Origin of the sequence: Halovenus amylolytica (genome assembly GCA_004015825.1) — an archaeon.
Lineage (GTDB): Archaea > Halobacteriota > Halobacteria > Halobacteriales > Haloarculaceae > Halovenus > Halovenus amylolytica.
In genome coordinates this window covers 79,498-102,914 of the sequence record SAYS01000006.1, presented here as the reverse complement: position 1 = coordinate 102,914, position 23,417 = coordinate 79,498, and the positions used below count along the sequence as shown (strand labels likewise).

Below are 23,417 nucleotides of genomic sequence, written 5' to 3'. Positions count from 1 at the left end.
CCCCGAACGAACACCAATGGACGAGTTCCCATTTGCAGATAGACGGAATGTACTGAAAGCACTCGCTGCGGGGTCGGTCGTCTCGCTCGCTGGCTGTGGCAGCTCCGACAACGGAGAGGGCGATGCGGGGGACGATGGAATAGGTGACAGTAACGAGACGGACGACGACGGGATGGACAACGGGGGCGACCACCCCCCGGGGGCGGACGTACTGGGTGGGGCCGACGACCTCCAGTCGGAGGCCACGGTCGAGGTGCTGGCACTCGACTCGGACCAGGGAGCGGGCCAGAACGTCTTCTCACCTGCAGTCGTCTGGCTCGAAGAAGGGGGGACGATCACCTGGGAGAACGCAAGCGGGAGCCACTCCGTGACGGCGTACCACCCGAACAACGACAGGCCGAACCGGGTCCCGACAGGTGTCGCATCGTTCAACTCCGGAGTGATATCAGAGGGCGACACGTTCGAATACACATTCGAAGAGCCGGGCGTCTACAACTACTACTGCACGCCACACGAGGGGCTCGGCATGGTCGGACTCGTCGTCGTCTCCGAGGCGACGCCGGGACCGGGCACCGAACCACCGGAGGACGTCGAGAGCAGTTCGGCGGCAGACGGACTGAACCAGTTGCTCGCTCTCGCGGGGATCGAAACCGAAGAGACGACCGCCAGTTACGACTGGACGGAGGCCACCTGGGATTCGTACTGGTACTCGCTGTACAACATGAGTACCAACATCGCGATGGCGGGCAACGGCGTCCCGTTTCCGATTCCGGGCAACGATCAGATGGCCACCCTGCGTGATCAGCGTCTGCCTGCGATGGTCGAAAACGCCGACGTCGAGATGCCGCCGATCAACAACCCCAACCTGACCTTCGCCCCCTTCACCGAGGGCGACCCATCCTTCACACAGCAGCCAGTGCTGGAGGACGATACGGGTCGACCCGACGCATCGACACTCGCGTGGGATATGGAACAGTCCTCCGGGGTCGTCTCGCCGTCCTCGCTGGCCTGGAGCCACCTCAAGGGCATCACCTGGGCGAAAAACTTCCAGGCACACTTCGACGTGCTGCCGGAAGGGATGGCACCGAAGTTCCGCGCCCAGCTTCTGACGACACTCGCACAGGTCGGAATCAGAGCCGCGCTGCTGGACGGTGGCTCCCGGGACAACGGTGCACTCACCAGCGAGAACACGTTCGAACTGCTCTCACAGTACCGACCGTCGGAGGGTGTCATCGAGGACGACAGCCGGCGACCACACCACCACTCCGCGATGCTGTGGTTCCTCGCGGATATCACGAGTCTCGCCCAGAACGGCTGGTTCGGCTACGTCAACCCACAGCCACTGATCCCGAAAGACAACGACAGCGAGGGCGTCTTCGACCCACCTGTCGGGATTCAGGAGATCACCGACGGTGTCGCACAGACGACGATGGAGCTGTTCGCACCCGAAGACGTCGCCAACCAGGAGTCGACGCGGTCGGTCGGCGAGATGCTCGGTGCCGTCGGCTACTACGGCCCACAGGCCGGCAACGACGACCGCCGCTCGGCTGCCGCGGAGTACGCGAACGGACTCGCAGAAGTCATCGAGGTCAACCTCGCGGACGACGGCAGAGTCGAAAACGGCGCAGAGAATCAGGCCGCAACACAGGGAATCGTCGGACAGGGGCTCGTGTGGGCCTCGCAACTCGATGGTGTCGACCACACCGACATGGCGGAGGATGTCCTCGGCTACCTGGTCGACGAACTCTGGGACGCGGAGTCAGGGACCTTCGCGAGCAGTGTGGACGCGACCACCTACACGATCTCCGCTCGCGATGCCGGCGATATCACCGGCGGACTCAACGCCGCCGATGCCGTCCTCGGTATGGACGTTCAGGAGATCTACGCGGAGTACTTCGACCAGACGATCAACCGCGGTCACCTCCAGCGGGCGGAGCGACCGCAGTCACGCGACGAAAACGCAGAACACACCCTCCCACTCCCGCCGATGGCCGGCGGCGAGTTCGGGCAGGCCGCGGTGTACAACGCCGAGATCCAGTACGACAGCGAGGCTGACGAGTGGACGGTGACCGACGACCGGTTCGACACCGAGCAGTCACTGTATCTCGCCAACCAGGAGATCTGGATCAGCCAGTGGGGTGGGGATTTCTACCAGGGCCGCGGTGTCCCCGGTGAGAGCGACGAGCCACCACAGTAGGCCCGGAACTATCCATGGCCTCGTTGATCGACATCGCCTCACTGGTCGGCATCATCGTCGTCGTCATCATCAGCTTCGAGTCACTGATTCACGCGCGACGAGGTGCTGTCCGCTCGTCGATCGAACAACTGGACGCAATCCGGCTGGGTGGGAGACGTGATATAAAAGTGAAGGCGATCCTCTACCGCTGTCGCGGTGTCGTCATCTGTGGCCACTGTGAGGTTAAATTCAAATTCTACGGCGTCGACGGTGCCGGAGGGAGCAATCCGTCCGTCTTCGTCGATCTTCCCGAAGCGGTGTTCGAAGGCTACGAGACGAACGTCGATCCGGACGGCTACATCGTCTCTTTCGATACGAACAACCCCGTCGAGATCCGTCGGAAGACGAACGACATCATGCTCGCAATGTACGAGTCCAAGAAGAGCCGTCAGTCGAACACCTCGGAGTGACCGACGACCAGAGAGACTACTGCTCAACTGTTCCGTTGAGCACTTTCGCGGCGACGAGCAGCGGGTCCCAGACCGGGCTAAAGGGTGGCGCGTAGGCCAGATCGTACCGTTCGAACTCCCCTACAGTCGTCCCCTCGTGCAGTGCTCCTGCGAGGCTGTTGATCCGCACGGCCGCCCGATCCTCGCCGTTGATCGTTCCGCCGAGCAGTCGTCCACTCTTCCTGTCGGCCGTCAGCGTCACTGTCGTCGCCTCGTTACCCGGATAGTACCCCGACCGCGAGCCGGCGGTTATCGTCTCCGAGACGGGATCGAACCCTGCCTTTCGGGCCCGGTCGTGATCGATGATTCCTGTCCGGCCACACTCCAGTTCGAAGGCCTTGATGACGGCCGTCCCGGCGATCTCGCCGATCGGTTCGGGCTCGCCGCCGACAGTCTGTCCGATCGCACGGCCGGCGCGGTTCGCAGTCAGCCCGAGTGGGACCCAGTCCGGGTCGCCAGTGACGGTGTGGACTTTCTCCGCACAGTCACCCGCCGCGTAGACGTTGTCGACTGCTGTCCGTCCGTAGTCGTCGATCGCGATTGCACCCGACTCCCCGAACTCGACGCCAGTGTCTGCGACCAGCTCGGTGTTCGGCCGGATGCCGATACCGACGAGCACGCAGTCGACGTCGAGGGTTCCATCTTCTGCGAGGACCTGCTCGACGCCCTCTGTCCCTTCGAGGGATTCGACGACCGTGTCGAGATGCAGTTCGACACCGGCTTCACGGAGGGTATCGGTGATCGCCTCGCCGACAGCAGCTCCGAAGGGAGGGGCGGGCTGCCCGGAGCGCTGATAGAGGTGTGTTTCGAGGTCCCAGCCGCGGAAGGCCTCGGCCATCTCGACGCCGACGTAGCCGCCGCCGACGATCGCGACCGTTTCGGGTGGTTCGCGCTCGAAGTACGGTGACACCTCGTCGAGATCCACGTAGCCAGCGTCGAAAATCGAGTCGTCGGCCTCCTCTGGTGGTGTGAGAAACGCTCGAAGTGCTGCCGCGGAGTGCATGTGGTGCATCGTGAACACGTCGTCGAGTTCCGTCCCCTCGATCGGTGCCGTCAGCGCTCGCGCACCCGTCGCCACGAGGAGATCGCCATAGGACTGCTCGAACGTGTCCTCCCCAGTGGTGACCCGGACAGTCTGGCTGTCCGGATCGACGGAGAGCACCTCGTGGTTGCGGTGCAGGTCGATCCCGCGGTCGCGGACCTCGGCGGGCGACAGCGAGAGCAGGTCACCGATCGAGTCGACCTCACCCTTGACGTAGTAGGGCATCCCGCAGTGGGCGTAGGAGATCCAGTCACCCTTTTCGTAGACGATCACCTCTCGATCAGGGTCCTCACGTTTACATTTGCTCGCAGCGCTCAGTCCGGCAGCGTCACCACCGGCGACAACGAATGGCTCGCTCATACCAGATGGCTAGAGCGGGGCAGCCTTAATCCACCCCCACTGTGCATCGAACCCTCATCTCACCAGCAACTATTTGTGTGGCGTCCCGCCGCGAACGATACGCCGTAGTGCATGAAGACCGAACTGGCACGTATGGCAGCATCGACAGCCGACGGCGACAGTTCGATACTCGATGAGACAGTAACAGTCACAGCGGCGGCCCCGCGCCCGTTCGGGGCGGTGCTACTCTTTGCCGGCCTTGCCCACCTGCTCGTGCCGGGGCTGTTGCTGTGGCTAGCAGGCGTGGGCTACGACCGGATTCTCGGTGTTCGATTCGAACCGGGCGAGCGGACGAAACGACGGGTCCGACTCGTCGGGTTCGGAATGATCGCCACCGGCGCACACCTGCTGTACTACGGCGGGATCCGTCCGAACAGTTAGCTATCGTCCGAGCCGTCGGTGAGGTTGAGACCGGCGATGAGTCGAGACGTGATGACTGATTCGACAATCTCGAATAGCTGGTCGTCGTCAGTCGTGTAGTCCGCGAAGATGCCGAGTTGAATCTCGCCACCGGCCATCTCCTGGTGGCCGCCAGCGCTGCCGACGTCTTCGAACGCCTCGGCCAGTGCGTCGCCGATGTGGGTGCGTGCGTCTGTCGACCGGGCACTTATGTGGATCGCATCCTTGACGAGACCGAACACGATCGCCGTCTCGACACCTTCGAGCGTCGCGAGATAGTCGGCTGCCTGCGGGAGCGAGTCACGCTCCGAGGTCCGGCCGACGTGTGAGATGAGCACCGCATCCCTGATCAGTCGGTTGTCGATCGCCGTCGAGATCGCGTCGATCGTCGCGCCCGTCACCGAGGGCGTCGACAGCTGCCGGAGCAGGTCGTGATCCGCATACTCGTGGAGATAGGCCGCCGCCTCGTGTTCGGCTGCGGTCGCGCCGCGGAGAAAGTCGAGCGTCTCCCGGTGGAGCGCAAACAGCAGTGCAGTCGCGAGCGCGGTGTCGGCGTCGAGTTCCAGTTCCCGAACGTACTCGGTCAGGATCGTCGCCGTCGCACCGACGTGTTCGCGGTGGTCGACAAAGCGGGCCTCGATTTCCTCGTTGGGGTGGTGGTCGATCACGATATCGACCGATGTTTCCTCCGGAACCCGGTTGTTCGCACCCGGGACGGCGTGATCGACGAACGCCAGAAGCGAATCCTCGGGACGATCCTCGATCGCAGCGGGCTCGAACGGGCGGAGTTTGATATCCAGCAGATTGACGAACGCGCGGTTTTGCTGGTGTGAGATGTCGCCACTGTAGAGGATGCGTCGCTCGTCGATGCCGGCCGCGGCCGCGATCCGGCCGAGCGCGAGCGCACTCGCGAGGCAGTCCGGATCCGGATTGTTGTGACAGATGATGTTGATCTCGCTGCCCGATGCGAGCAGTTCTCGGAGTGTCTGGGCGGTACTCATTACTAGCCGTTCACACTCCACGATGATAGCTTACCGGCCAGCGAAAGAGCAAAAACAGTTATGAACATCCTAGCCGTCTGTAGAACAAACCTGTATGACTGGATCAGATTCCACCGCGACGGAGCGACTGGAGACCGGTATTCCAGGGATGGACGAACTGCTCGGAGGTGGATTGCGACGCCGCTCTGCGACGCTTCTCAGGGGGGCACCCGGGGCCGGAAAGACGATCTTCGGACTCCACTTTCTCGCTGCCGGTGTCCAGGCCGACGAGACCGGACTGTACGTCAATCTCGGCGAACCAGTCGAGTACGTCCGCGAGACCGCAGAACAGTTCGGACTCGCCATCGATCCGGTAAAGTTCCTCCCACTGTCTGCGACCGGCGAGGAGTTTCAAAGCGACGAGACGTACGATCTGTTCAGTTCGGCAGAGGTCGAGGGGCCGTCGCTCGTCGAAAACATCCGCGAAGAGATCGAGACAGTCAGTCCGGACCGGGTCGTCATCGACCCCGCGACCGAGTTCAGATATCTGACGGCTGACGAACACCAGTTCCGGACACAGATTCTCGGGCTGTTAGATTTCCTCAAAAACGAGGAAGCGACCGTGGTGTTGACCTCCCAGGCTGCGGCGTCGATGCCCGACGACGATCTACAGTTTCTCGCCGACGCCGTGGTCACCGTCGAAGACGGAGACGGACGGCGGACGGTAGCGATCCCGAAGTTCCGGGGATCGTCGACACGGAGCGGCCGGCACACGGTCACGATCAGCGACAGCGGGATGCGTGTCTGGCCACAGCTCGATCCGGGCCGTCACGGCCGGGACCGGGAACAGACCACCCTCTCCTCGGGCGTCGCGGAACTCGATCGGTTGCTCTCCGGTGGTCTCACCACGGGAACGATCACCTTCTTCAGCGGCCCGACAGGTGTCGGGAAGACGACCACCGGTATCCAATTTATGAGTGAGGCGGCCCGCAACGGTACTCGCTCCGTCATGTACAGTTTCGAGGAGGACACACAGACCCTGCGCACCCGTGCCGAATCGATCGGAATCCCGTTCGACGAGATGGTCGAGACGGGCACCCTCCGGATCGAAGAGATCGGGCCGGACGAACTCACTGTCGACGAGTTTACCAGCCAGGTCCAGGACGAAGTCGAAACCGAGGGGGCCGAGATCGTCATGATCGACGGCACGACCGGGTTCGAGCAGTCACTGATCGGTCTCGGCACGGATCCGATGGGACCACTCGTCAAGCTCGGACGGTATCTGCGGAATATGGGCGTGACAGGAATCGTCACGAACGAGGTCCACCAGATCACCGGGGAGTTCCAGGCGACCGAACAGAAGATAAGCCACCTCGCCGATACGATCGTCATTCTCCGGCACGTAGAACACAGGGGGAAACTCCGGAAAGTTGTCGGCGTCCTGAAAAAGCGGACGAGTTCGTACGAACCCCGACTCCGCGAACTGGAGATCACGGACGACGGCATCCAGGTCGGCGAACCGCTGTCAGAGCTGCGGGGAATCCTGACAGGAACACCAGAGTGGGAGGGTACCACAGGACAGTGATGCCAGAGGATACGCCGCTTTCTGATCTGGTCGAAGAGGGGACGGAGCCGTCCGACGTTCGCGAGTGGGCGACGATCTATCCGCTCATCGCCGATACCGGGAACCGGCGCGTGCTCCAGGAGTGGATCGCCGACCACGACAGTCATCGGGCCGCTGATACCGAGATACCGATCACAGATGCCGAGTTCGATCTCTGCATCGTCGACGGCGAGACACTCAAACAGTACAGGGAGCGTCTCCAGGAGGCCAAAGCCGAGGCGGCACCGATACTGCTGCCGGTGCTCCTGTTGTTGCCTGAGACACGAACCGACGTGATCGACACCGACGGGGGTGCAATCGCCGACAACGTCTTCGCGACGACCGTCGACGAGATCGTCTCACTACCGATCCGGCAGGCGGAACTCGAGTGGCGGATACAGGCACTCGTCCGACTGCGCATCCAGTCGCTGACTCTCCAGCAACGGACAGACACCCTGGAGCTGTTCCGGCGGGCCGTCGACAACTCTGGCAACGCGGTGTATATTACGGACCGGGATGGGGAGATAAAGTACGTCAATCCGGCCTTCGAGGAGATCACGGGCTACAGCCAGTCGGAAGCGGTCGGGCAGACACCCAAACTGCTGCACTCCAGGGAGATGCCCGACCACTACTTCGAGGACCTCTGGGAGACACTCCTCGACGGCGAGATATGGCAGGGAGAGCTCGTCGACCGCAAAAAAAGCGGCGAACGATACTACGCCACGCAGACGATCGCCCCGATCGAAGAGTCGGGGGAGATCAGTGCGTTCGTCGCGGTCCAGACGGATATCACCGAGCGAAAGCAACGCGAGGAAGCCCTCGAACGCCGGACACAGGCGATCGAGCGGGCACCCGTCGGGATCACGATCAGCGATCCCGCCCAGTCGGACAACCCGCTGATCTACGTCAACGAGGCCTTCGAACAACTAACCGGCTACACGGCGGCCGAAACCACGGGCAGGAACTGTCGGTTCCTCCAGGGTGAGAACACCGATCCCGACCAGGTAGCCAGACTCCGGGCGGCGATCGACGCCGAGGAGCCGGTCACAGTCGAACTCCGAAACTACCGGAAAAACGGGACAGAGTTCTGGAATCAGCTCACTGTCGCCCCGGTCAGAGACGACAGCGGCGAGGTCGTCAACTACGTCGGATTCCAGCAGGACGTCACCGATCGCAAACAACGCGAGAAACAGCTCGAGGTGCTGGGGCGGGTACTGCGACACAACATCCGAAACGAGATGAACGTCGTCCAGGGATGGGCAGAGACGATCAAGGCAGGGACCGAGGACGTGGACGGGCCCGAGCAGATCATCCGGAAAAGCCAACAGCTGACCGAGCTGGCAGAGAAAGAGCGGGCGATTACGGAGCTGTTGCTCGAGGCCCCACAGTCGGTCGAGGTCGACCTCGCCGACCTCCTCGCCCACATCGAATACAAGCTCAGGACGGAGTATCCCGAGGCGGAGATAGCGATCGACTGTCCGGCCCAGGTGACAGTCGCTGTCTCCGGGGAGTTCGAGCAGGCACTCGAAGAACTCGTGACCAACGCCATCGTCCACAACGACACCACGGATGCCAGGGTGTCGGTGACAGCCACGGTAACGGACGACGCGACCACGATCGGCGTGGTCGACAACGGCCCCCCGATCCCGGAGATGGAACGGGCCGTCCTGCTCGGGAACGAAAATCAGACCGCAGTGTACCACGGCAGCGGACTCGGGCTGTGGCTCGTCAACCTGATCGTCAGCCGGTCGGGCGGACGCATCCGCTACGAGTCGAACGGCGACGGTGGAAACGTCGTCGGGATCGTGCTCCCCGAAGAGTAACCGATGGTCGAGCAACATGTTGACCCCGCCGAGGAACTGCCACGCAGTTCCGACTCCCCTGGCGGCGAGAAACCAGAGCACGGCGGGTTTCCGACGTTCGGGCCAGACGTACCAGATCAGAAATGTCGTCGGCACGACACCGAAAGCATGCGTACCGGCCACATTCACGCCGAGCATTCTCTAAACATTTTTCGAAGCAGCAAGTAAATGTGGCGAGATCCGAAACACCGAGAATAGTAGCTTCTTTGCGTGCCGGAGCCGTCGGGAGCGGTATGACCGAAGACGCTGGAGCGGACTGCTGGCGGACGGAGCGTGTGGGTGTGGTGGGCTGTGAGCGCTGTCCCGAACTGGTCGACTCCCGCAGCCAGATCGTCAACGGCGTCGGTCCCGACGACGCAGACTTGCTGTTCGTCGGCGAGGCTCCCGGCGCGAACGAGGACGAGCAGGGTGAACCGTTCGTCGGCCGCAGCGGGGACGTTCTCGACGATGGGCTCCGGGACGTCGGCCTCGCCAGACAGGACGTGCGGATCACGAACTGCGTGCGCTGTCGCCCACCGGAGAACCGCGATCCGACGAGCGAAGAGCTGGACAGCTGTGGGGGGTATCTCGACCGCGAGATCGCCGCCGTCGACCCCGCAGTGATCGTCACACTCGGGAAGGTGCCGGGGGAGCTGGTGCTCGACAGATCCGTCGCCGTCACGAGCGAGGCCGGCGATATCGACGAGATCGAGATCGACGGCCAGCGGTGGCAGGTACTCGTCTGTGTCCATCCGGCGGCGACGCTGTACGACCCGGGACAGCAGACAGCCTTCGACGAGGCACTGCAGGTGGCAGCCGAGTACGCGGGCGAGAGCGGCCAGTCGACGCTGGGCGAGTTCTGATACTGCCGGCAGTATGAACCTGTCTGACGTAAAACCTATACACCCAGCGACCGGTTCGAGATATATGGGACTAATGAGCAAGATACTCGGAGAGTCGGGGTCGTCCCGCCAGACCGAGGATTACGTAGAGCTCAGCGCCGACGATCTCGCGACGGAGGATGTCGACGCAGAGATGCAGATCAAAATCGCCAAAATCGGCGAGAAAACAGACGTCATCGACATCAAAGACGAAGTGTACGACGGCAACATCGTCATCGCCGATATCACACGCCACAGCACACAGGATCGAACGATGGAACACATCACCGACGAACTGAAACAGGTCGCCAAGGAAGTCCACGGCGACATCGTCCAGAAAGACGACGATCAACTGATCATCACGCCGACCGGTGTCAGCATCAGCCGCGAGCGGATTGGCCGGTAGGACCCCACCTTTTTTCCGCTCGGATCGCCTGCGGCGATCACTCACGGCAAAAATCTGGATCACAAAGGCCGCTCGCTCACGCCGTTCGCTCGCGGAACGGCAAATCCGTTACCGCAACGCATCCAGCCGGAACTCGAAGGCAGCGACCGGCAACTCCAGGTCGTGTTCGACCAGCACCTTCGGGTGGATCTCGCCGATCACACCGACGGATTCGCCGCCGAAGACGACCTCGGCAGTTCGACCGGAAATGAAGGCCGGATGCTCGGTCGGCGGCGTTTCGAGTTCCGCGCCGAAAGCACCAGCGAGTGCTTGCAGACGTGCGCGTGCGTCCTCGTAGGAGACATCTGTCTCGGCGAGGACACCCGCCACGGTCTGGTACTCCTCGACACCGGTGTTCGCCGAATCGTCGAGGTGGGCCGCGAGACCGATCTCCGCGAGATGCTGGGGGTACTCGCGGTGGGTGTTGTTTTCGAGCACCAGCAGCAAGGATGGGAGTGCCCAGGTCCGGAGAATCTCGTAGGCCTCACTGTAGGGTTCGCGGATCGTCACCGGCTCGCCGCCACCGAGATAGTCGTCGCCCGGACTGATCCCGAGGCGGTCGAAGTTCTCCTCCTGGGAGATCATGTGGAAGTTGAGCAGATCTTCGAAGCCGAGGCCGACGAGACTGTCACGGGCGGCGTCTTCCAGCCGCGAGCGCTCGTGGCGACCACCCACCGTCGACACGTCGGGATACGTCGGTTCGAGATCGTTGAAACCGTAGGCACGGCCGATGTCGTCGATCACGTCGAGTGGGTGGAGTACGTCGACGCGGTACGGCGGAATATCGACCTCGTAGATCGTCTCGCCGTCTTCTGTATACTCCGTGGCGTCCAGCCCGGCCCGTTCGGCGCAGTCGACGACGGTTTCCGCGTCGAACTCGACACCGATGATGGACTCGATCCGGTCGTGGGCGACGCGTTTCGTCTTGACCGAGAAGTCCGGTCGGTCGAGCGTGTGGCCGGCGTACTCGCCGGACGTGTCGTCGGTATACTCCACGTTGACGCGCTCGACCTGCCCGCCGCGGGCCGAGAGCGCGTAGCAGACAATATTGCACATGTGATCGATCGTCCACTGGTCGGTTCCAGTCATCTCGATGAGAAGATCGCGGGACTGCTCCGAGACCTCCGTCCGGCGGCCGTTGATCACCGGTGGGAACGAGAACAGCCCGAGGTCGTCGTAGATGGCGGGGTATTCGTCGAGATCGGCGACGAGATCCACGTAGTCGGAGCCCATGTGGTGGCGCTCCGTGACTTCTCTCGGGGTCAGCTCCTCGTCGCTTTCCAGCGGGACGAACGTCTCCTCGTCGGGGTCCATCGAGGTGTACGTGATGGACTTCTCGCCTTCTGCACCCGCTGTCCCCTTCAGGGCCACGAGATCGTGGACACCGATCGCGCCCTTGGCGCGCTGGCGACCCATCGTCGCGTGGAGTTTCTCCTGGACCTGGATCAGTGACTCCAGCGACTCGGCGTCGAAATCGAGGCCACGAACCACTGCACCTGTCACGTAGGGACGCTCCGCTGGTGGGCCGTCGACCTCGATCGTCCACTCGGCGTCGTTCGTGTTCGGGATGTAGACACCACGATCGGTGCCGTACTGGTAGCGCAGCGAGCGGGCGATCCCCTCGACGGAGAGGCGGTCGAGGCGGTCGGGAGCGAACTCCAGCTGGAACTCGTCGTCCTCTGTCCAGCCCTCGAATTCGAGGCCGAGCGCGAACAGATCCTCGCGGAGTTCGTCGTCGTCTTTCGTCGTGCCGACGAGGTCGCGGAGTTCGTCGGGATCGACGTCGACGACGGGCATCAGTACACCACCTCCACGTCCCGCAGCAGTTCCAGATCACACAGCGTCCCGTGGACGTCGCGGATGTCCTCGAATCCGTACATGAGCATGAGGAGTCGTTCCAGTGAGAGCCCCCAGGCCATTACGTCGGCCTCGACACCGAGCGGTCGCAGCACCTCCTCGCGGAAGATCCCCGAGTTGCCGACCTCGACGATCTCGCCGGTCTCGGGGTGGGTCCCGAACAGTTCGAACGATGGCTCCGTGTAGGGGTTGTAGTGGGGTTTGAAATCCAGATCGGTGATCCCAAACTGCTCGTAGAACTCCGTGAACGTGCCCATCAGATCCCGAGCAGAGAGATCCTCTGCGAGCACCCAGCCCTCGATCTGGAAGAACTCAAGCAGGTGGGTCGGATCAAGTGTGTCGTTACGGTACACCTTCTCGACGCTGAAGTACCGTTCGGGCGGTTCGAGGTCACCTTTCGCGTGCCCAGACAGGTGTCGCATCGAGAGCGACGTGGTGTGCCCTCGTAGATCGAGCGATGCTGCCACCTCTCTCTCCCACGGCGAATGGTAGCCCTCGCCGTCGTCGCCGACACCCTCCAGATGTGCGGATCGGACGTTCTCGACCAGATCGTCCGGAAGATCCTCGATCTGGTCGGGCGATTCGAGGTCGAACTGGTCCCAGTGCGTCCGAGCAGGATGGTCCTGGGGCATGAACAGACAGTCGTTGATCCAGAACTGCGCGTCGACGTGGGGACCCTCCATCTCCTTGAATCCCATCCCGACGAGGACGTCCTTGACGCGATTTGCGGTCTGCCGAAGAATGTGTTCTTTCCCCTGTGGTGGCTCCTCGGCTTCGGCTTCGACGTTGTACTCGGTGAACTCGACCGACTCCCACTCACCGCTGGTGATGAGTTCGGGCGTGAGCCGGTCGACCGTCTCGGCTGCTTCGACGCCCTCCATCAGGGCGGTGACACCGTCGTCGCTCACCTGAACGAGTCGGACCGTCGAGTCGCTTCGCTCGACGAGACCACGGCGGTCGAGCTGGTCGAGGATATTCTCGTCGTCGACCGGTTCGCCGGCCGCGAGCGATTCGAGTGCGAGCAGTTCACCGTCGGTTTCGGTGTCGGCGGTGGGGTCGGCAGCAACCGAACCGCTGTCGACCTCGCCGTAGCCTTTCCGGGCGAAGTTTGCGAGTGCGATATCGACTGCAGGACCGTCGAGGCCGGCTTCGCCGAGTAGCTGACCGAGTGAGACCGGCTCCTCGTCGGCCCCGGCGTCGACTGCGGCCTCGTAGAGGCGGAGTTCCGGGAGACCAGTTTCGAGGTACTCGTGGGCTTCGTCAGTGAGTTCGATCGACGTTTCGGTCCGTTCGGTGACGGCGAGCAGCCCCGCGTCTTCGAGTTCGAACGCCGCGCGTGTGGCGGTCTCGGGTTTTAGCTCCGCCTCATCGGCGATCTCGGTTATCGGGCGATCCGCGTTACTGTCGGCGGTTGTGAGGACCGCGACCTGTGCTTCGGGGAGTTGCATGAGTTTTGTTGGTGGATACACCGCGGGTTAGTCAGTTAACGGTTCTCACTCGTGGTCGGACGGTTTCACCGGCCCGGCACCGCGGCCGGCTCCGCCGTCCGTCAGCGCTCGAAAAAGAAGCCGAACCCCGTCGCTCGCGGTGGCTTGCGGGCGGTTCGCAGTCGGTGGGGTTCGGACACCATGTGTGACGGATTGGCAGGCGAAAATAAAAGCGTTCTGGGACGTGACCAAGGTGACCGAAGAGATGCACGGGAAGCGTGCCTCGCAGGAAACGCAGAGTCGATGGCCATCGCAACCATTCGTCGTGTCCATCATCTGTGCTGCCCGGATAGTAGTAACTACAAGTTATATAAGTATAGATACAGATAGAGGCCAGTAGCAAAATAAATTAATACTCTTTACTATAGAAAATAAAAAGAAGATACCGATTTCGTATCCCGAGCAGGCTTTTTATGCTATCTCCTGTGCAGTATCCGCCATGAGTAAAATAAGAAATGGTCTGATCGGGGCCGCCGGGCTCCTCGTTGGCATCGTCACACTGAGAGCGATCCGGAATCGGTCGGACGAGTCAACAGAAGAACAACCGGAGTCGGACGAGTCAACAGAAGAACAACCGGAGTCGGACGAGTCAACCGAAGAACAACCGGAGTCGGACGAGTCAACCGAAGAACAACCGGAATCAGACGAGTCAACCGAAGAACAACCGGAATCAGACGAGTCAACCGAAGAACAACCGGAATCAGACGAGTCAACCGAAGAACAACCGGAGTCGGACGAGTCAGCCGAAGAACAACCGGAATCGGAAACAGAGGAGCTGTCAGATCCAGAAGAGAGTATCCGGATGGAAGTCGAGGCAGCCACTGAACACCTGACAGCTGCAGTGGAACACGCCCGCGTGGCCGGCGAGAGTGCTCTCGAATACGCCCGGACGGAACTCGAAGAAACGGACGGCGAAGCCGTCAGGAAGGAGTGAAGCGTTACATCACTGCTTCGATCGCACTGACCATTCCGTCGAGCAGTTCTCTCGCCCGTGCTTCCTCGCGGGCCTCCGCGTAGACGCGGATCACCGGTTCCGTCCCGCTCGGTCTGGCGAGTACCCACGCGTCGCCGTAATCCAGCCGGTAGCCGTCGATCGTATCGGCCTCGACGTCGGCCTCCCGGGCCGTTCGTTCGATCGCCTGGATCATCGCTGCGCGCTGGTCGTCGTCCTCGTATTCGAGATTCGCCTGCACGCTGTGGTAGCCGTCGTACTGTGCGATGACCTCGCTAACTGTGCTGTCGGCGACGAGTTCGAAGAACCTCGCTGCCGTGTACGCGCCGTCGCGTGCGATCCGGTAGTCGGGGAAGATGATCCCACCGTTGCCCTCGCCAGCGATCGGAACCCGCCGTCCGGAATCGAGCAGTTCCCGGATCTGGGTCATGATGTACGTACTGCCGATCGGCGTCAGGTGGAGATCAGCGCCGGCATTCTGTGTCACGTCGACGAGTCGTTGCGAGGTGTTGACAGCCGAGACGACCATATCGCCCTCGGAGATTTCGTTCGCGGTCAGCGCGGCGAGCAGGGCCTCACCGGAGACGAACTCGCCGTTCTCGTCGACGAACATCGCCCGGTCGGCGTCGCCGTCGTGGGCAACACCCAGATCGGCGTCGCTGGACCGGACGAGTCGTTCGAGATCTGTCATGTGTGCCTCGACCGGTTCGGGGTCACGGCCCGGGAACCGGCCGTCTGCCTGGGCGTTGACCGTCACGACGTCACAGCCGAGATCGCGGAAGAACTTCGGGCTGGTCAGCGTCCCCGCGCCGTGGCCGGGATCGAGTGCCACAGTCAGGTCTGCGGCTTCGATGCGCTCGCGGTCGACCGCATCGAGTAACTCCTCGTGGTAGGCCCGGTTCGCGCCGTCGACGGAGCGGATCGTCCCGGACTCGTCCCAGGAGACGCAGTCGACGCCGTCGATGAGGTGTCGTTCGACATTTTCGAGTGTCTCCTCGGTCAGTTCGACGCCGGAGGCGCCGACGAGTTTGATCCCGTTGAACTCCGGCGGGTTGTGTGAGGCTGTCACCATCACCCCAGGGACGCCCTCGCGAGCGCAGTAAGCCTGCAGCGACGGGGTCGGGACGACGCCGATGCGGTCGACGTCACAGCCGACGCTTGCGAGGCCACTGGAGACAGCATCGACGAGCAGTCGGCCAGTTTTCCGGGTGTCACGGCCGAGTGCGACGCGGTCGTAGCCCTCCCCGTAGACGGTGCCAGCCGCCTGTGCGATCTCGAGTGCGAACGCGGGTGTCAACCCCTCGAGTGCAACACCCCGAACGCCGCTCGATCCGAATATATCCATTCGCATGGACTTGTGTACCCGGCCGGCATAGTGGTTGCGCTCCTAGGGGGAGTAGTAGATTGGGCTACCGGAATTGTTGGGAACAGCAAGAAAGCCCCCGGTCGCTCGCAGGCTGCGACTCGCTGCGCCCTTCGCTCACTGCGTTCGCTGCAGTGCTTGCGTCATCTCGCTCTGCGAGCGACCGGCCCCTTTCAGTCCCGCCTGACGTAATTTTCCAGGCTGGGCGGGACTGAAAGGGGCGGGCAGCTAAGCGAACCCCGACGACGTAAGCACGCGAGCGTAGCGAGCGCGCGCAACGAGTCGCGGGATCTTAGCTGCCCGGGGCTTTCTTGCTGTTCAAATCCAAGCCCACTCATTCAGAACCACTGATACCACACGCTCAGAAACGCCAACCGGCAAATCCAAAAGGAGCCACATCCTTGCCCGAGGTATGGATACGCAGTCGCTGATCGATCTCCTCCGCGAGGTAGATGCAGTAAAATTCGGCGAGTTCGAACTCTCACACGGCGGGACGAGTGACTACTACGTCGACAAGTACATCTTCAACACCGACCCCGACTGTCTGGCGGCCATCGCCGAAGCCTTCGCCGAACGGGTCGGCGACACGACCCTCGGTGGGGTCGCCCTCGGAGCCGTCCCGCTGACCGCCGCGACGAGCGTCGAATCGGGCAACCCCTACGTCATCGTCCGGAAGAAGGCAAAAGAGTACGGCACGGGCAACCAGATCGAAGGTCGGTTCGAGGACGGCGAGGAGATCGTCGTCCTCGAAGACATCGCGACGACCGGGCAGAGCGCAATCGATGCCGTCGAGGCACTCCGCGATGCGGGAGTAGTTGTCGATCGCGTGCTGGTGGTCGTCGACCGCGAGGAAGGTGCAGCAGAGAACCTGGCCAAACACGATATCGAACTCCAGTCACTGTTGACCGCCTCGCAGTTGCTCGCCGACGCCGACCGACCGGAGTGATCGTCGCTTCGACCAGTTCGCTCGTGTATTCTACGGACACAGTACCGTCCGTTTCTTGTATCCGCATCACCTATCGAAGATGATGGCAAACCTCGAACTGTACGAACTCGAAGGCTGTCCGTACTGTGCAAAAGTGACCGACAAACTCGACGAACTCGACCTCGAATACGAGTCTCATATGGTCCCGCGATCGCACAGCGAGCGGACCGAAGTAGAGAAAATCAGCGGGCAGACAGGTGTCCCCGTCCTCGTGGACGAGGAACACGGCGTCGAAGGGATGGCCGAAAGCAACGATATCGTCGAGTATCTCGAAGAAACGTACGCCTGAGTCCGCCGTTTTTATTCGTTTCGCTGCCACCCAGTCACGACTTCGAGCGTGTCGACGGCACTGTAGAGCCCCGGACCGGGTACGCTTTCAGAGTCGGTATCCAAGGATCGGTATGTTCGAGACACGACCGGATCGCACGGACGAGATCGTCCTCGTCGGACGATCCAACGTCGGCAAGTCGACGCTGATGCGAGAGATCACGGGCCACAGCTTCGATACCGGGCAACGCCCGGGCGTGACTCGCAAACCCAACCACTACGACTGGGCACCGGAGGATTTCATGCTCACCGACCTGCCCGGCTTCGGGTTCATGAAAGGTGTCCCCGAGGACGTCCGCGAGGCGATCAAAACCGACATCGTGCAGTACATCGAGGAGTACGCCGACAACATCCTCGTCGGCGTGATCGTCCTCGACGGGAAGGCGGCGATCGACATCATCGACCGCCACACCGGCCCGGATTCGATCCCACACACTGTCGAACTCTACCACTTCCTCCGGGATGTCGGGATCACGCCCGTGATCGCCGTCAACAAGATGGACAAGGTCGACGACCGGGACGCCCGACTCAACGAGATCGGCGACCGGTTCGGGCTGATGCCCCCCTGGGAGCAGTGGCAGGAGACCATCGCACCGATCAGCGCCAAACGCGGCAATATCGAGGCGCTGAACGAGGCGATCCGCGAGCATCTCCACGACGCCCAGCGCGACGATCTGTTCAAATTCTTCTGATCGACGGAGCCGTGACTACCGACAGAACGAAGCAGCGACAGTGTGGCAGCGCGACCAGTCGGCAGCCACAAAAGATCAGTCAGCTAGGCAACGTTGAATCCCTGGTCCCGGAGGAAATCTTCCACCCGGCCGAGATGGTTCCCCTGGAGTTCGATCTGTCCATCGTCGACTGTCCCCCCGCAGGCGAACTTCGATTTCAGGTCCGAGGACAGACTGTCCATATCGACGTCACTGGGGTCGAATCCTTCGATGATCGTTACCTCTTTTCCGTAGCGGCGCTCGTCGATGTGGATGCTGATCTCCTGGGAGTCTTTGGCGACATCTTCGCAGACGCAAAGCTCTTCGGGCAGCCCACACGTCGAGCAGACTTCCGACATTACAGTTTGGCTGTACGAAACGGAAATATTAAACACTGTCGGGAGGGCGACCACAGATCGCAAAACTGGCTCGGGTCGGCGTGCTGACCCGGGTGTACGTCGGACATTTTGAGTTTCGGGGCCGTTTTGTCGGCAGGACGGTTGAAGTCGACCCGTCACACCCCGCTCACGACAGGGCCAGCGAACTGGCGACGGAGCGCAGATACGCCCTCGCCGGCGCAGTACCGACAGCCAGCAGCAACAGGGCACCGCGTGGCTCCCGGGGCTGTGCACCGTAAACGTGGTTGAGCAGCAGATAGGTGACGATGCCGAGTGCCAGGCTGAGAATCCACGCGCTGGCTGCGATCCGCCCGACACGGGCCTTGTTCGTCTCGGCGAGCTCCGAGAAAGAGTGAGTCAACCCCAGCAAGATTACGTAGAGGACGACTGGGACCGAGAGAATCGAGAGCAGGATGTGGATCGCGAGCATCGCCAGATACGCCTCGTAGATTCCCGTCGGTGCGCCGACGATCTCGCGCTCGAAGCCGCCGCCGACCTTGGTCAGGTAGACGACCAGAAAGAGCAAGATCAGCCCGAAGGCGGTGAGCATCGCTGCGCGGTGTTTGCGATACGCCCCGTTTTTGACGTAGTAGACGCCGAGGAGCAGGGCCCCCAGTGCGAGGGAGTTGATGACTGCGATCGCGTGGGCGAAGAGTCGGACACCGTCTGCGGACAGTTCGGGATAGAAGTCGAACGCCCCGGCGAACGTCCCGATGACGAGGATGTACCCGAGGATGGACAAGATAGCGGTTATCACGAGCGGGCGCGCCCGGATCCCATCTCTGACGCGGTTTGCAACGGCCATATCCGTGGGTCAGGTCTGCGTGGTCAATTTTCTTTGGATCTGGAGTGGTCTGCTGGCGGCGAACGCTCCGACCGGGAGTCGAAACCCACAAACACCGGCACGGAGTAGGGCGGGCAATGACCGTTCTCGAACGGTACGAGCCGCTCATCGACGACGTCGAGGCCTTTCGCGAGGCCTGTGAGCGGCCGCTCCCCTCCGCCGTTCGCGTCAACACGATCAAGACGACCGTCGAACGCGGAAAAGTCGCACTCGACGACGCAGGCATCGCATACGAAGAGACCGACTGGCTGCCGGGCCTCCTGCGACTCCCCGTGGATCAGCCCGGCGCGAACTGGCCGTACGTCCACGGCTGGCTCCACGGCCAGGAGGAGGTCTCGGCGCTGCCGGCGACGGTACTCGACCCGCAACCCGGCGAACGCGTCTGGGATGCCTGTGCCGCGCCGGGAAGCAAGACGAGCCAGCTCGCGGCGCTGATGGACGACCGCGGCCTGCTCGTCGCCACCGACAACAACATGGGTCGTGTCTCCGCCCTGCGCTCGAACGCCGAACGACTGGGCGTGACGAATCTCGCACTCACCGTCGAGGACGCACGCAACCACTCGCTGAAACCGTTCGATAGTGAACCCTACGACCGTGCGCTGGTGGATGTCCCCTGCTCGTGTGAGGGGACGATCCGGAAAAACGCCGACGTACTCGACGAGTGGAACTACGAGCAGGTCCAGGGCACGGCTGGCGTCCAGAAGGGCATCCTCCGGCGAGCGATCCAGGCCACACGCGAGGGCGGCACCGTCGTCTACTCGACGTGCACCTTCGCACCCGAGGAAAACGAGGCCGTCCTCGATTACGTCCTCGAAGCGGAAGACTGCCGAGTCGTGCCCTTCGAGATCGGACTGGAGGCAGCGCCCGGTGTCACAGAATGGGACGACGACCACCTCGACGAACCGATGGCATTCGACGAGAGCGTTACACACGCCAAACGGATCTACCCGCATCTCAACGACACGGGTGGCTTTTGCTGTGCGAAACTGGAGGTGACCGGCTGATGAGCGACCAGGCCACGAACGTCAGCACCCAGTTCGACAGAGTGCCCGCGACCGCAGCCGAGCGAACTGTCGAGGGCCGGGCCACTCGCCAGGAGATACTGGACTGGTTCGAGGAGCGGTTCGGCATCGAACCGACAGTGTTCGAGTCGTACACGTTCTGGGAGCGCGGTGCAGGGAAGATCTGGGCGTTCAACGGTGATCTTACCTCACCTGTCGATATCGAGGGGCTGGGGATGACGGCCCTGCGAACCCGTCAGGAGCACTGGAAACCCACACTGGAGGCTGTCCAGCGGTTCGGTCACCACGCCACGAAAAACCGACTCCATCTCACAGCGGGGCGAGCGAAACAGTTCATGGCCGGCGAGGATCAGGAGATCGACTGGGACGGCGACTGGGGATACCTGATCGTGACCCACGACCTCGCTGGCGAGCCCGAACCGATCGGTGTCGGCCTCTTTACCTACGGCGAACTCCGGTCGATGGTACCGAAAGGCCGGCGACGCGAGCTCTAGAGTCAGCGTTTCTGCACCGTCCCGCCGCCGAGTCCCTCCCACTCGACACGGTATCCGAGTTCGGCGAGTACCGCACTGGTCTCGGACAGATCGTGTTCTGCCAGGATCTCCTCGGCCGTTTCGAGCGACATCCCCGCGTCGAGTCTGGCGCCGATGTCGTCCAGCACGCTCGGCCGAACCAGTGTCCGTCCGACCTGCTCGTGGTCGGGGAAAGAGAGATCGTCGAGTGCAGACTCGCTCACGCCGTACTCCGAAGCCAGCGCCGCCAGTGAGATCGTATCCGCGTCCGGTACGAGTTCGTCGGGCAGGTCGGCGACAGATGCACGCTCCAGATCGTCCTCGTAGCGCCGCAGGACCGAGCGAACGTCTTTGAGCCGGATCGACTCCGAGTAGGTGATCGCCCGGTGATCCCGGGCCTCGATCTCCTCGCTCACGCCCAGGCTCTCGTCGACGGCGACGAGCATCTCTACGCCGTCGACCGCTTCGAGCTGGTCGAGTTTCTTCTCGACGTACTCGGGCGTCCAGAAACCCATGATCTCGAAAAAGAGCCGGTAGTCGGCGAATCTATAGTCGAAGGCGAAATCCGGGATCATCACACTCTCGCCGACGACGAGCGGTTCCGGCTCCCGGACGAGTTCCCAGTCCAGATCGAGCGACTGGAACCGGGCCGCGAAATCCGCCTCGACCTCGCTGTCGAAGCTGACCTCGGGGGCAGCATCGGGAACCGTGACCGGATCGTCGTCCGAAAGTTGCATCGTCCGCTCGGTCCCACGGTCGTCGATAGTCGCGGTGAGGTTCCACTCGGCGGCGCTGGCGACTGTCCGGAGGAGTTTGGCAAACCGCGTTCCGTACCGCCGGGTCGACCTGAACAGGGAGTCCGGCCCCGTCACGACGATCTCCCAGTCGCCGTCCTCGCTGTGGACCTCGTACATCAGCCCGTGCCACTTGATCGCCGAGATCAGTTCCCGCGGGTCGGAGCTCCGGATGCGAACCTCGGTCGAATCGAAAAGCGCCGTCTGGGCGAGCGAGAGATTGTACCGATCGACCAGTTCGACAGGGGTCCAGCGAACGGTCAGGTCTGTGAGATTCTCGCGACGCTCTCGGTCGGCGTACAGCGAGCGTTCGACCGCATCAGCAGTCGAATCGAGGCTGTCCGCAGCGCGTTCGAGTGCCTGCTCGCGCTCGGTTTCCGTGACGACATTGACTGCCTCGGCGGCTTCGAAAGCGGCCTCGCGGGCACGGGGTGGCTCGATCGCGGCGTCTGTCTCCCAGGCTGCCTCCCGGTCGAGCAGTTTCGCAAAGCCCCGGACGAGTTTGAAATCGTCGCTGTCGCGTTCGATGGCAGTGAGCGCATCCTGTAGATCGCTTCGCATCTCACCAACGTGGCCCTGATAACAGCCGATCACCCGGCCCGCGAGAGATTCGTCGCTGTCGGTGGCAAACTGTGGCTGGTAGCCGCCACCGCGCCGGGAGAGCCGGAGCAGATCCTTCGTCAGCACAGGAGAGTCTCCGTCCGCGAGGCTCAAAAACAGCCCGGGAGTTATCGAGAAGCGTCGACCCAGTTGGCCTCGTCGAGGACGATCGGTGCAACGGCCCTGGCGACCCGGCGGGCGCTCTCCTCGCGGTCGAAAAGCGAGACGCTCCCCAGCGAATCGTTGACTGACTTGCTCACCTCGGTCGTGGGCAGGGAGCTGTCACCGACGATCTGTTCGATCTGGTGGGTGAGTCTGGTCTGGACCTCCTTGCGTGCTGTCGGCGCGAGCTGTTTGCCGGCCGGCAACAGATCGAACGTGATCGCGTACCCCTCTTCGTACCGCTCGACGGCAAAAAACGGCTCCTGCTCGGTTTCGGCCAGCTGGTAGGCCTCCTCGATGGCTTGCTGTCCCTCGTACAGCGGTATCTCTGGCGAATGCTCGGACACGTTCTTTCTTCGGCAGGGATCGGTATGTACCTGTTCCTGCGCCCGACGACCGCCAGACCAGCGACACGCCGAGCTGTTCCCAGTGTGTGGGACCAACCAATACCATTTAATACCATTCAATGCCATTAGACAGTATGAGCACAAACTGGTACGGAAACCCCCTACTCGACAACTGGGCCGAGACCTCGACCCAGTTCGTCGAGAGTGCCCTGACCGTCAACAGGGCAGCAGTACAGGCGTGGAATCTTCCGTCGTCGGGCAGTGAGGAGTCTACAGCGGAGCCGTCGATCGACCAGATCGAGCCGGCCGCGGAGCTGCCGGAGTGGCACTCGGAGACGAGCGCGGACGATCCCACAGAACTCACAGTCGGCGACTACTTCGAGTTCACGAAGACGATCAGCGACGAGGACATCAGACGGTTCGCCGCCGCGAGCGGTGACACGAACCCGCTCCATCTCGACGACGAGTTCGCCGAGGAGACGCGATTCAAGGGCCGCATCGCCCACGGAACGCTCGTCGGCGGGCTGATCAGCGCCGCGCTAGCACGGATTCCCGGGCTCGTCATCTATCTCTCACAGGATCTGGAGTTTCACAACCCGGTCCGGGTCGGCGACCGTGTGACCGCCGAGTGCGAGATTATCGAGGATCTCGGCAACAACCAGTATCGGCTCCAGACACGCGTTGTGGACGGTGAGAAGACAGCAATCGATGGCGAAGCAGTCGTGCTCGTCGAGGACGTCTCCGAGGACGACGACTGATCTATCGGATGTGCCGGTATCGAG

The 23,417-nt window shown here is 62.4% G+C and carries 23 protein-coding genes; 14 read left to right on the top strand and 9 right to left on the bottom strand.

Annotated elements, in window-relative coordinates:
- Positions 1-16 precede the first annotated feature (16 nt).
- Complete coding sequence (locus EOW68_RS06485; protein ID WP_431358780.1) at positions 17-2,197, top strand: cupredoxin domain-containing protein; 2,181 nt, start codon at positions 17-19, stop codon at positions 2,195-2,197.
- A 14-nt stretch (positions 2,198-2,211) separates the two neighbouring features.
- Complete coding sequence (locus tag EOW68_RS06480; protein ID WP_128224343.1) at positions 2,212-2,646, top strand: hypothetical protein; 435 nt, start codon at positions 2,212-2,214, stop codon at positions 2,644-2,646.
- Between the two features lie 16 nt (positions 2,647-2,662).
- Here EOW68_RS06480 and EOW68_RS06475 read toward each other — a convergent pair whose 3' ends face one another.
- Positions 2,663-4,087: an FAD-dependent oxidoreductase gene (locus EOW68_RS06475; protein WP_128224342.1), complete on the bottom strand. Its 1,425-nt coding sequence runs from the start codon at positions 4,085-4,087 to the stop codon at positions 2,663-2,665.
- Between the two features lie 132 nt (positions 4,088-4,219).
- Between EOW68_RS06475 and EOW68_RS06470 the strand changes: the two genes are divergently transcribed.
- Positions 4,220-4,507: a hypothetical protein gene (locus EOW68_RS06470; protein ID WP_431358779.1), complete on the top strand. Its 288-nt coding sequence runs from the start codon at positions 4,220-4,222 to the stop codon at positions 4,505-4,507.
- On the opposite strand, the gene EOW68_RS06465 is transcribed toward EOW68_RS06470, so the two are convergent.
- Positions 4,504-5,526 (bottom strand): DHH family phosphoesterase, encoded by a 1,023-nt coding sequence (locus EOW68_RS06465; RefSeq protein ID WP_128224341.1) that lies wholly within the window; start codon positions 5,524-5,526, stop codon positions 4,504-4,506. The genes EOW68_RS06470 and EOW68_RS06465 overlap by 4 nt on opposite strands.
- Positions 5,527-5,620: 94 nt before the next feature.
- Here EOW68_RS06465 and EOW68_RS06460 point away from each other — a divergent pair, with 94 nt between their 5' ends.
- The 4 genes from EOW68_RS06460 to EOW68_RS06445 all read left to right on the top strand — a co-directional run bounded on the left by EOW68_RS06460 (position 5,621) and on the right by EOW68_RS06445 (position 10,236).
- The gene (locus EOW68_RS06460; RefSeq protein ID WP_128224340.1) at positions 5,621-7,090 is read left to right on the top strand and encodes an ATPase domain-containing protein; all 1,470 of its coding nucleotides are present in this window, start codon (positions 5,621-5,623) and stop codon (positions 7,088-7,090) included.
- Positions 7,090-8,931 carry a PAS domain S-box protein gene (locus EOW68_RS06455; protein ID WP_128224339.1) on the top strand — a complete coding sequence of 614 codons (1,842 nt, stop codon included), beginning with the start codon at positions 7,090-7,092 and terminating at the stop codon, positions 8,929-8,931. The genes EOW68_RS06460 and EOW68_RS06455 overlap by 1 nt, the downstream gene beginning before the upstream one ends.
- 272 nt (positions 8,932-9,203) lie before the next feature.
- Positions 9,204-9,812, top strand: coding sequence for a uracil-DNA glycosylase (locus tag EOW68_RS06450; RefSeq protein ID WP_128224338.1), 609 nt, complete (start codon positions 9,204-9,206; stop codon positions 9,810-9,812).
- 64 nt (positions 9,813-9,876) lie between these two features.
- The gene (locus tag EOW68_RS06445) at positions 9,877-10,236 is read left to right on the top strand and encodes a cell division protein SepF (RefSeq protein WP_128224337.1); all 360 of its coding nucleotides are present in this window, start codon (positions 9,877-9,879) and stop codon (positions 10,234-10,236) included.
- Positions 10,237-10,344: 108 nt separating this feature from the next.
- Here the strand turns inward: EOW68_RS06445 and pheT are convergent, their stop codons facing one another.
- Together pheT and pheS are read right to left on the bottom strand one after the other, a co-directional pair.
- Positions 10,345-12,072, bottom strand: coding sequence for a phenylalanine--tRNA ligase subunit beta (gene pheT / locus EOW68_RS06440; protein ID WP_128224336.1), 1,728 nt, complete (start codon positions 12,070-12,072; stop codon positions 10,345-10,347).
- Entirely contained in the window at positions 12,072-13,580 is a 1,509-nt protein-coding gene (gene pheS / locus EOW68_RS06435; protein WP_128224335.1) for a phenylalanine--tRNA ligase subunit alpha, read from the bottom strand. Before pheS ends, pheT begins: the two co-directional genes overlap by 1 nt.
- Before the next feature lie 478 nt (positions 13,581-14,058).
- On the opposite strand from pheS, the gene EOW68_RS06430 reads away from it, so the two are divergent.
- Entirely contained in the window at positions 14,059-14,553 is a 495-nt protein-coding gene (locus tag EOW68_RS06430; protein WP_128224334.1) for a hypothetical protein, read from the top strand.
- Positions 14,554-14,557: 4 nt separating this feature from the next.
- On the opposite strand, the gene glmM is transcribed toward EOW68_RS06430, so the two are convergent.
- Complete coding sequence (glmM, locus tag EOW68_RS06425; RefSeq protein WP_128224333.1) at positions 14,558-15,916, bottom strand: phosphoglucosamine mutase; 1,359 nt, start codon at positions 15,914-15,916, stop codon at positions 14,558-14,560.
- A 430-nt stretch (positions 15,917-16,346) separates the two neighbouring features.
- On the opposite strand from glmM, the gene pyrE reads away from it, so the two are divergent.
- The 3 genes from pyrE to engB all read left to right on the top strand — a co-directional run bounded on the left by pyrE (position 16,347) and on the right by engB (position 17,938).
- The gene (pyrE, locus tag EOW68_RS06420) at positions 16,347-16,880 is read left to right on the top strand and encodes an orotate phosphoribosyltransferase (protein ID WP_128224332.1); all 534 of its coding nucleotides are present in this window, start codon (positions 16,347-16,349) and stop codon (positions 16,878-16,880) included.
- 82 nt (positions 16,881-16,962) lie between these two features.
- Positions 16,963-17,208 (top strand): glutathione S-transferase N-terminal domain-containing protein, encoded by a 246-nt coding sequence (locus EOW68_RS06415; RefSeq protein ID WP_128224331.1) that lies wholly within the window; start codon positions 16,963-16,965, stop codon positions 17,206-17,208.
- A 112-nt stretch (positions 17,209-17,320) separates the two neighbouring features.
- Positions 17,321-17,938, top strand: coding sequence for a GTP-binding protein EngB (gene engB / locus EOW68_RS06410; RefSeq protein ID WP_128224330.1), 618 nt, complete (start codon positions 17,321-17,323; stop codon positions 17,936-17,938).
- An 83-nt stretch (positions 17,939-18,021) separates the two neighbouring features.
- On the opposite strand, the gene yciH is transcribed toward engB, so the two are convergent.
- Complete coding sequence (gene yciH / locus EOW68_RS06405; protein WP_128224329.1) at positions 18,022-18,315, bottom strand: stress response translation initiation inhibitor YciH; 294 nt, start codon at positions 18,313-18,315, stop codon at positions 18,022-18,024.
- A 166-nt stretch (positions 18,316-18,481) separates the two neighbouring features.
- On the bottom strand, positions 18,482-19,159 hold the full coding sequence (locus EOW68_RS06400) for a DUF420 domain-containing protein (protein ID WP_128224328.1): 678 nt from the start codon (positions 19,157-19,159) through the stop codon (positions 18,482-18,484).
- Between the two features lie 116 nt (positions 19,160-19,275).
- Between EOW68_RS06400 and EOW68_RS06395 the strand changes: the two genes are divergently transcribed.
- A complete protein-coding gene (locus EOW68_RS06395; protein WP_128224327.1) occupies positions 19,276-20,202 on the top strand; it encodes an RsmB/NOP family class I SAM-dependent RNA methyltransferase in 927 nt (308 codons plus the stop codon).
- Positions 20,202-20,714, top strand: a complete 513-nt coding sequence (locus tag EOW68_RS06390; protein ID WP_128224326.1) for a DUF7122 family protein — start codon at positions 20,202-20,204, stop codon at positions 20,712-20,714. The genes EOW68_RS06395 and EOW68_RS06390 overlap by 1 nt, the downstream gene beginning before the upstream one ends.
- Positions 20,715-20,716: 2 nt before the next feature.
- On the opposite strand, the gene EOW68_RS06385 is transcribed toward EOW68_RS06390, so the two are convergent.
- Both EOW68_RS06385 and EOW68_RS06380 read right to left on the bottom strand, forming a co-directional pair.
- A complete protein-coding gene (locus tag EOW68_RS06385) occupies positions 20,717-22,213 on the bottom strand; it encodes a DUF790 family protein (protein ID WP_128224325.1) in 1,497 nt (498 codons plus the stop codon).
- Positions 22,214-22,254: 41 nt separating this feature from the next.
- Positions 22,255-22,635: a hypothetical protein gene (locus tag EOW68_RS06380; protein WP_431358778.1), complete on the bottom strand. Its 381-nt coding sequence runs from the start codon at positions 22,633-22,635 to the stop codon at positions 22,255-22,257.
- 134 nt (positions 22,636-22,769) lie between these two features.
- On the opposite strand from EOW68_RS06380, the gene EOW68_RS06375 reads away from it, so the two are divergent.
- Positions 22,770-23,393, top strand: a complete 624-nt coding sequence (locus tag EOW68_RS06375) for a MaoC family dehydratase (RefSeq protein ID WP_128224324.1) — start codon at positions 22,770-22,772, stop codon at positions 23,391-23,393.
- Positions 23,394-23,417 lie beyond the last annotated feature (24 nt).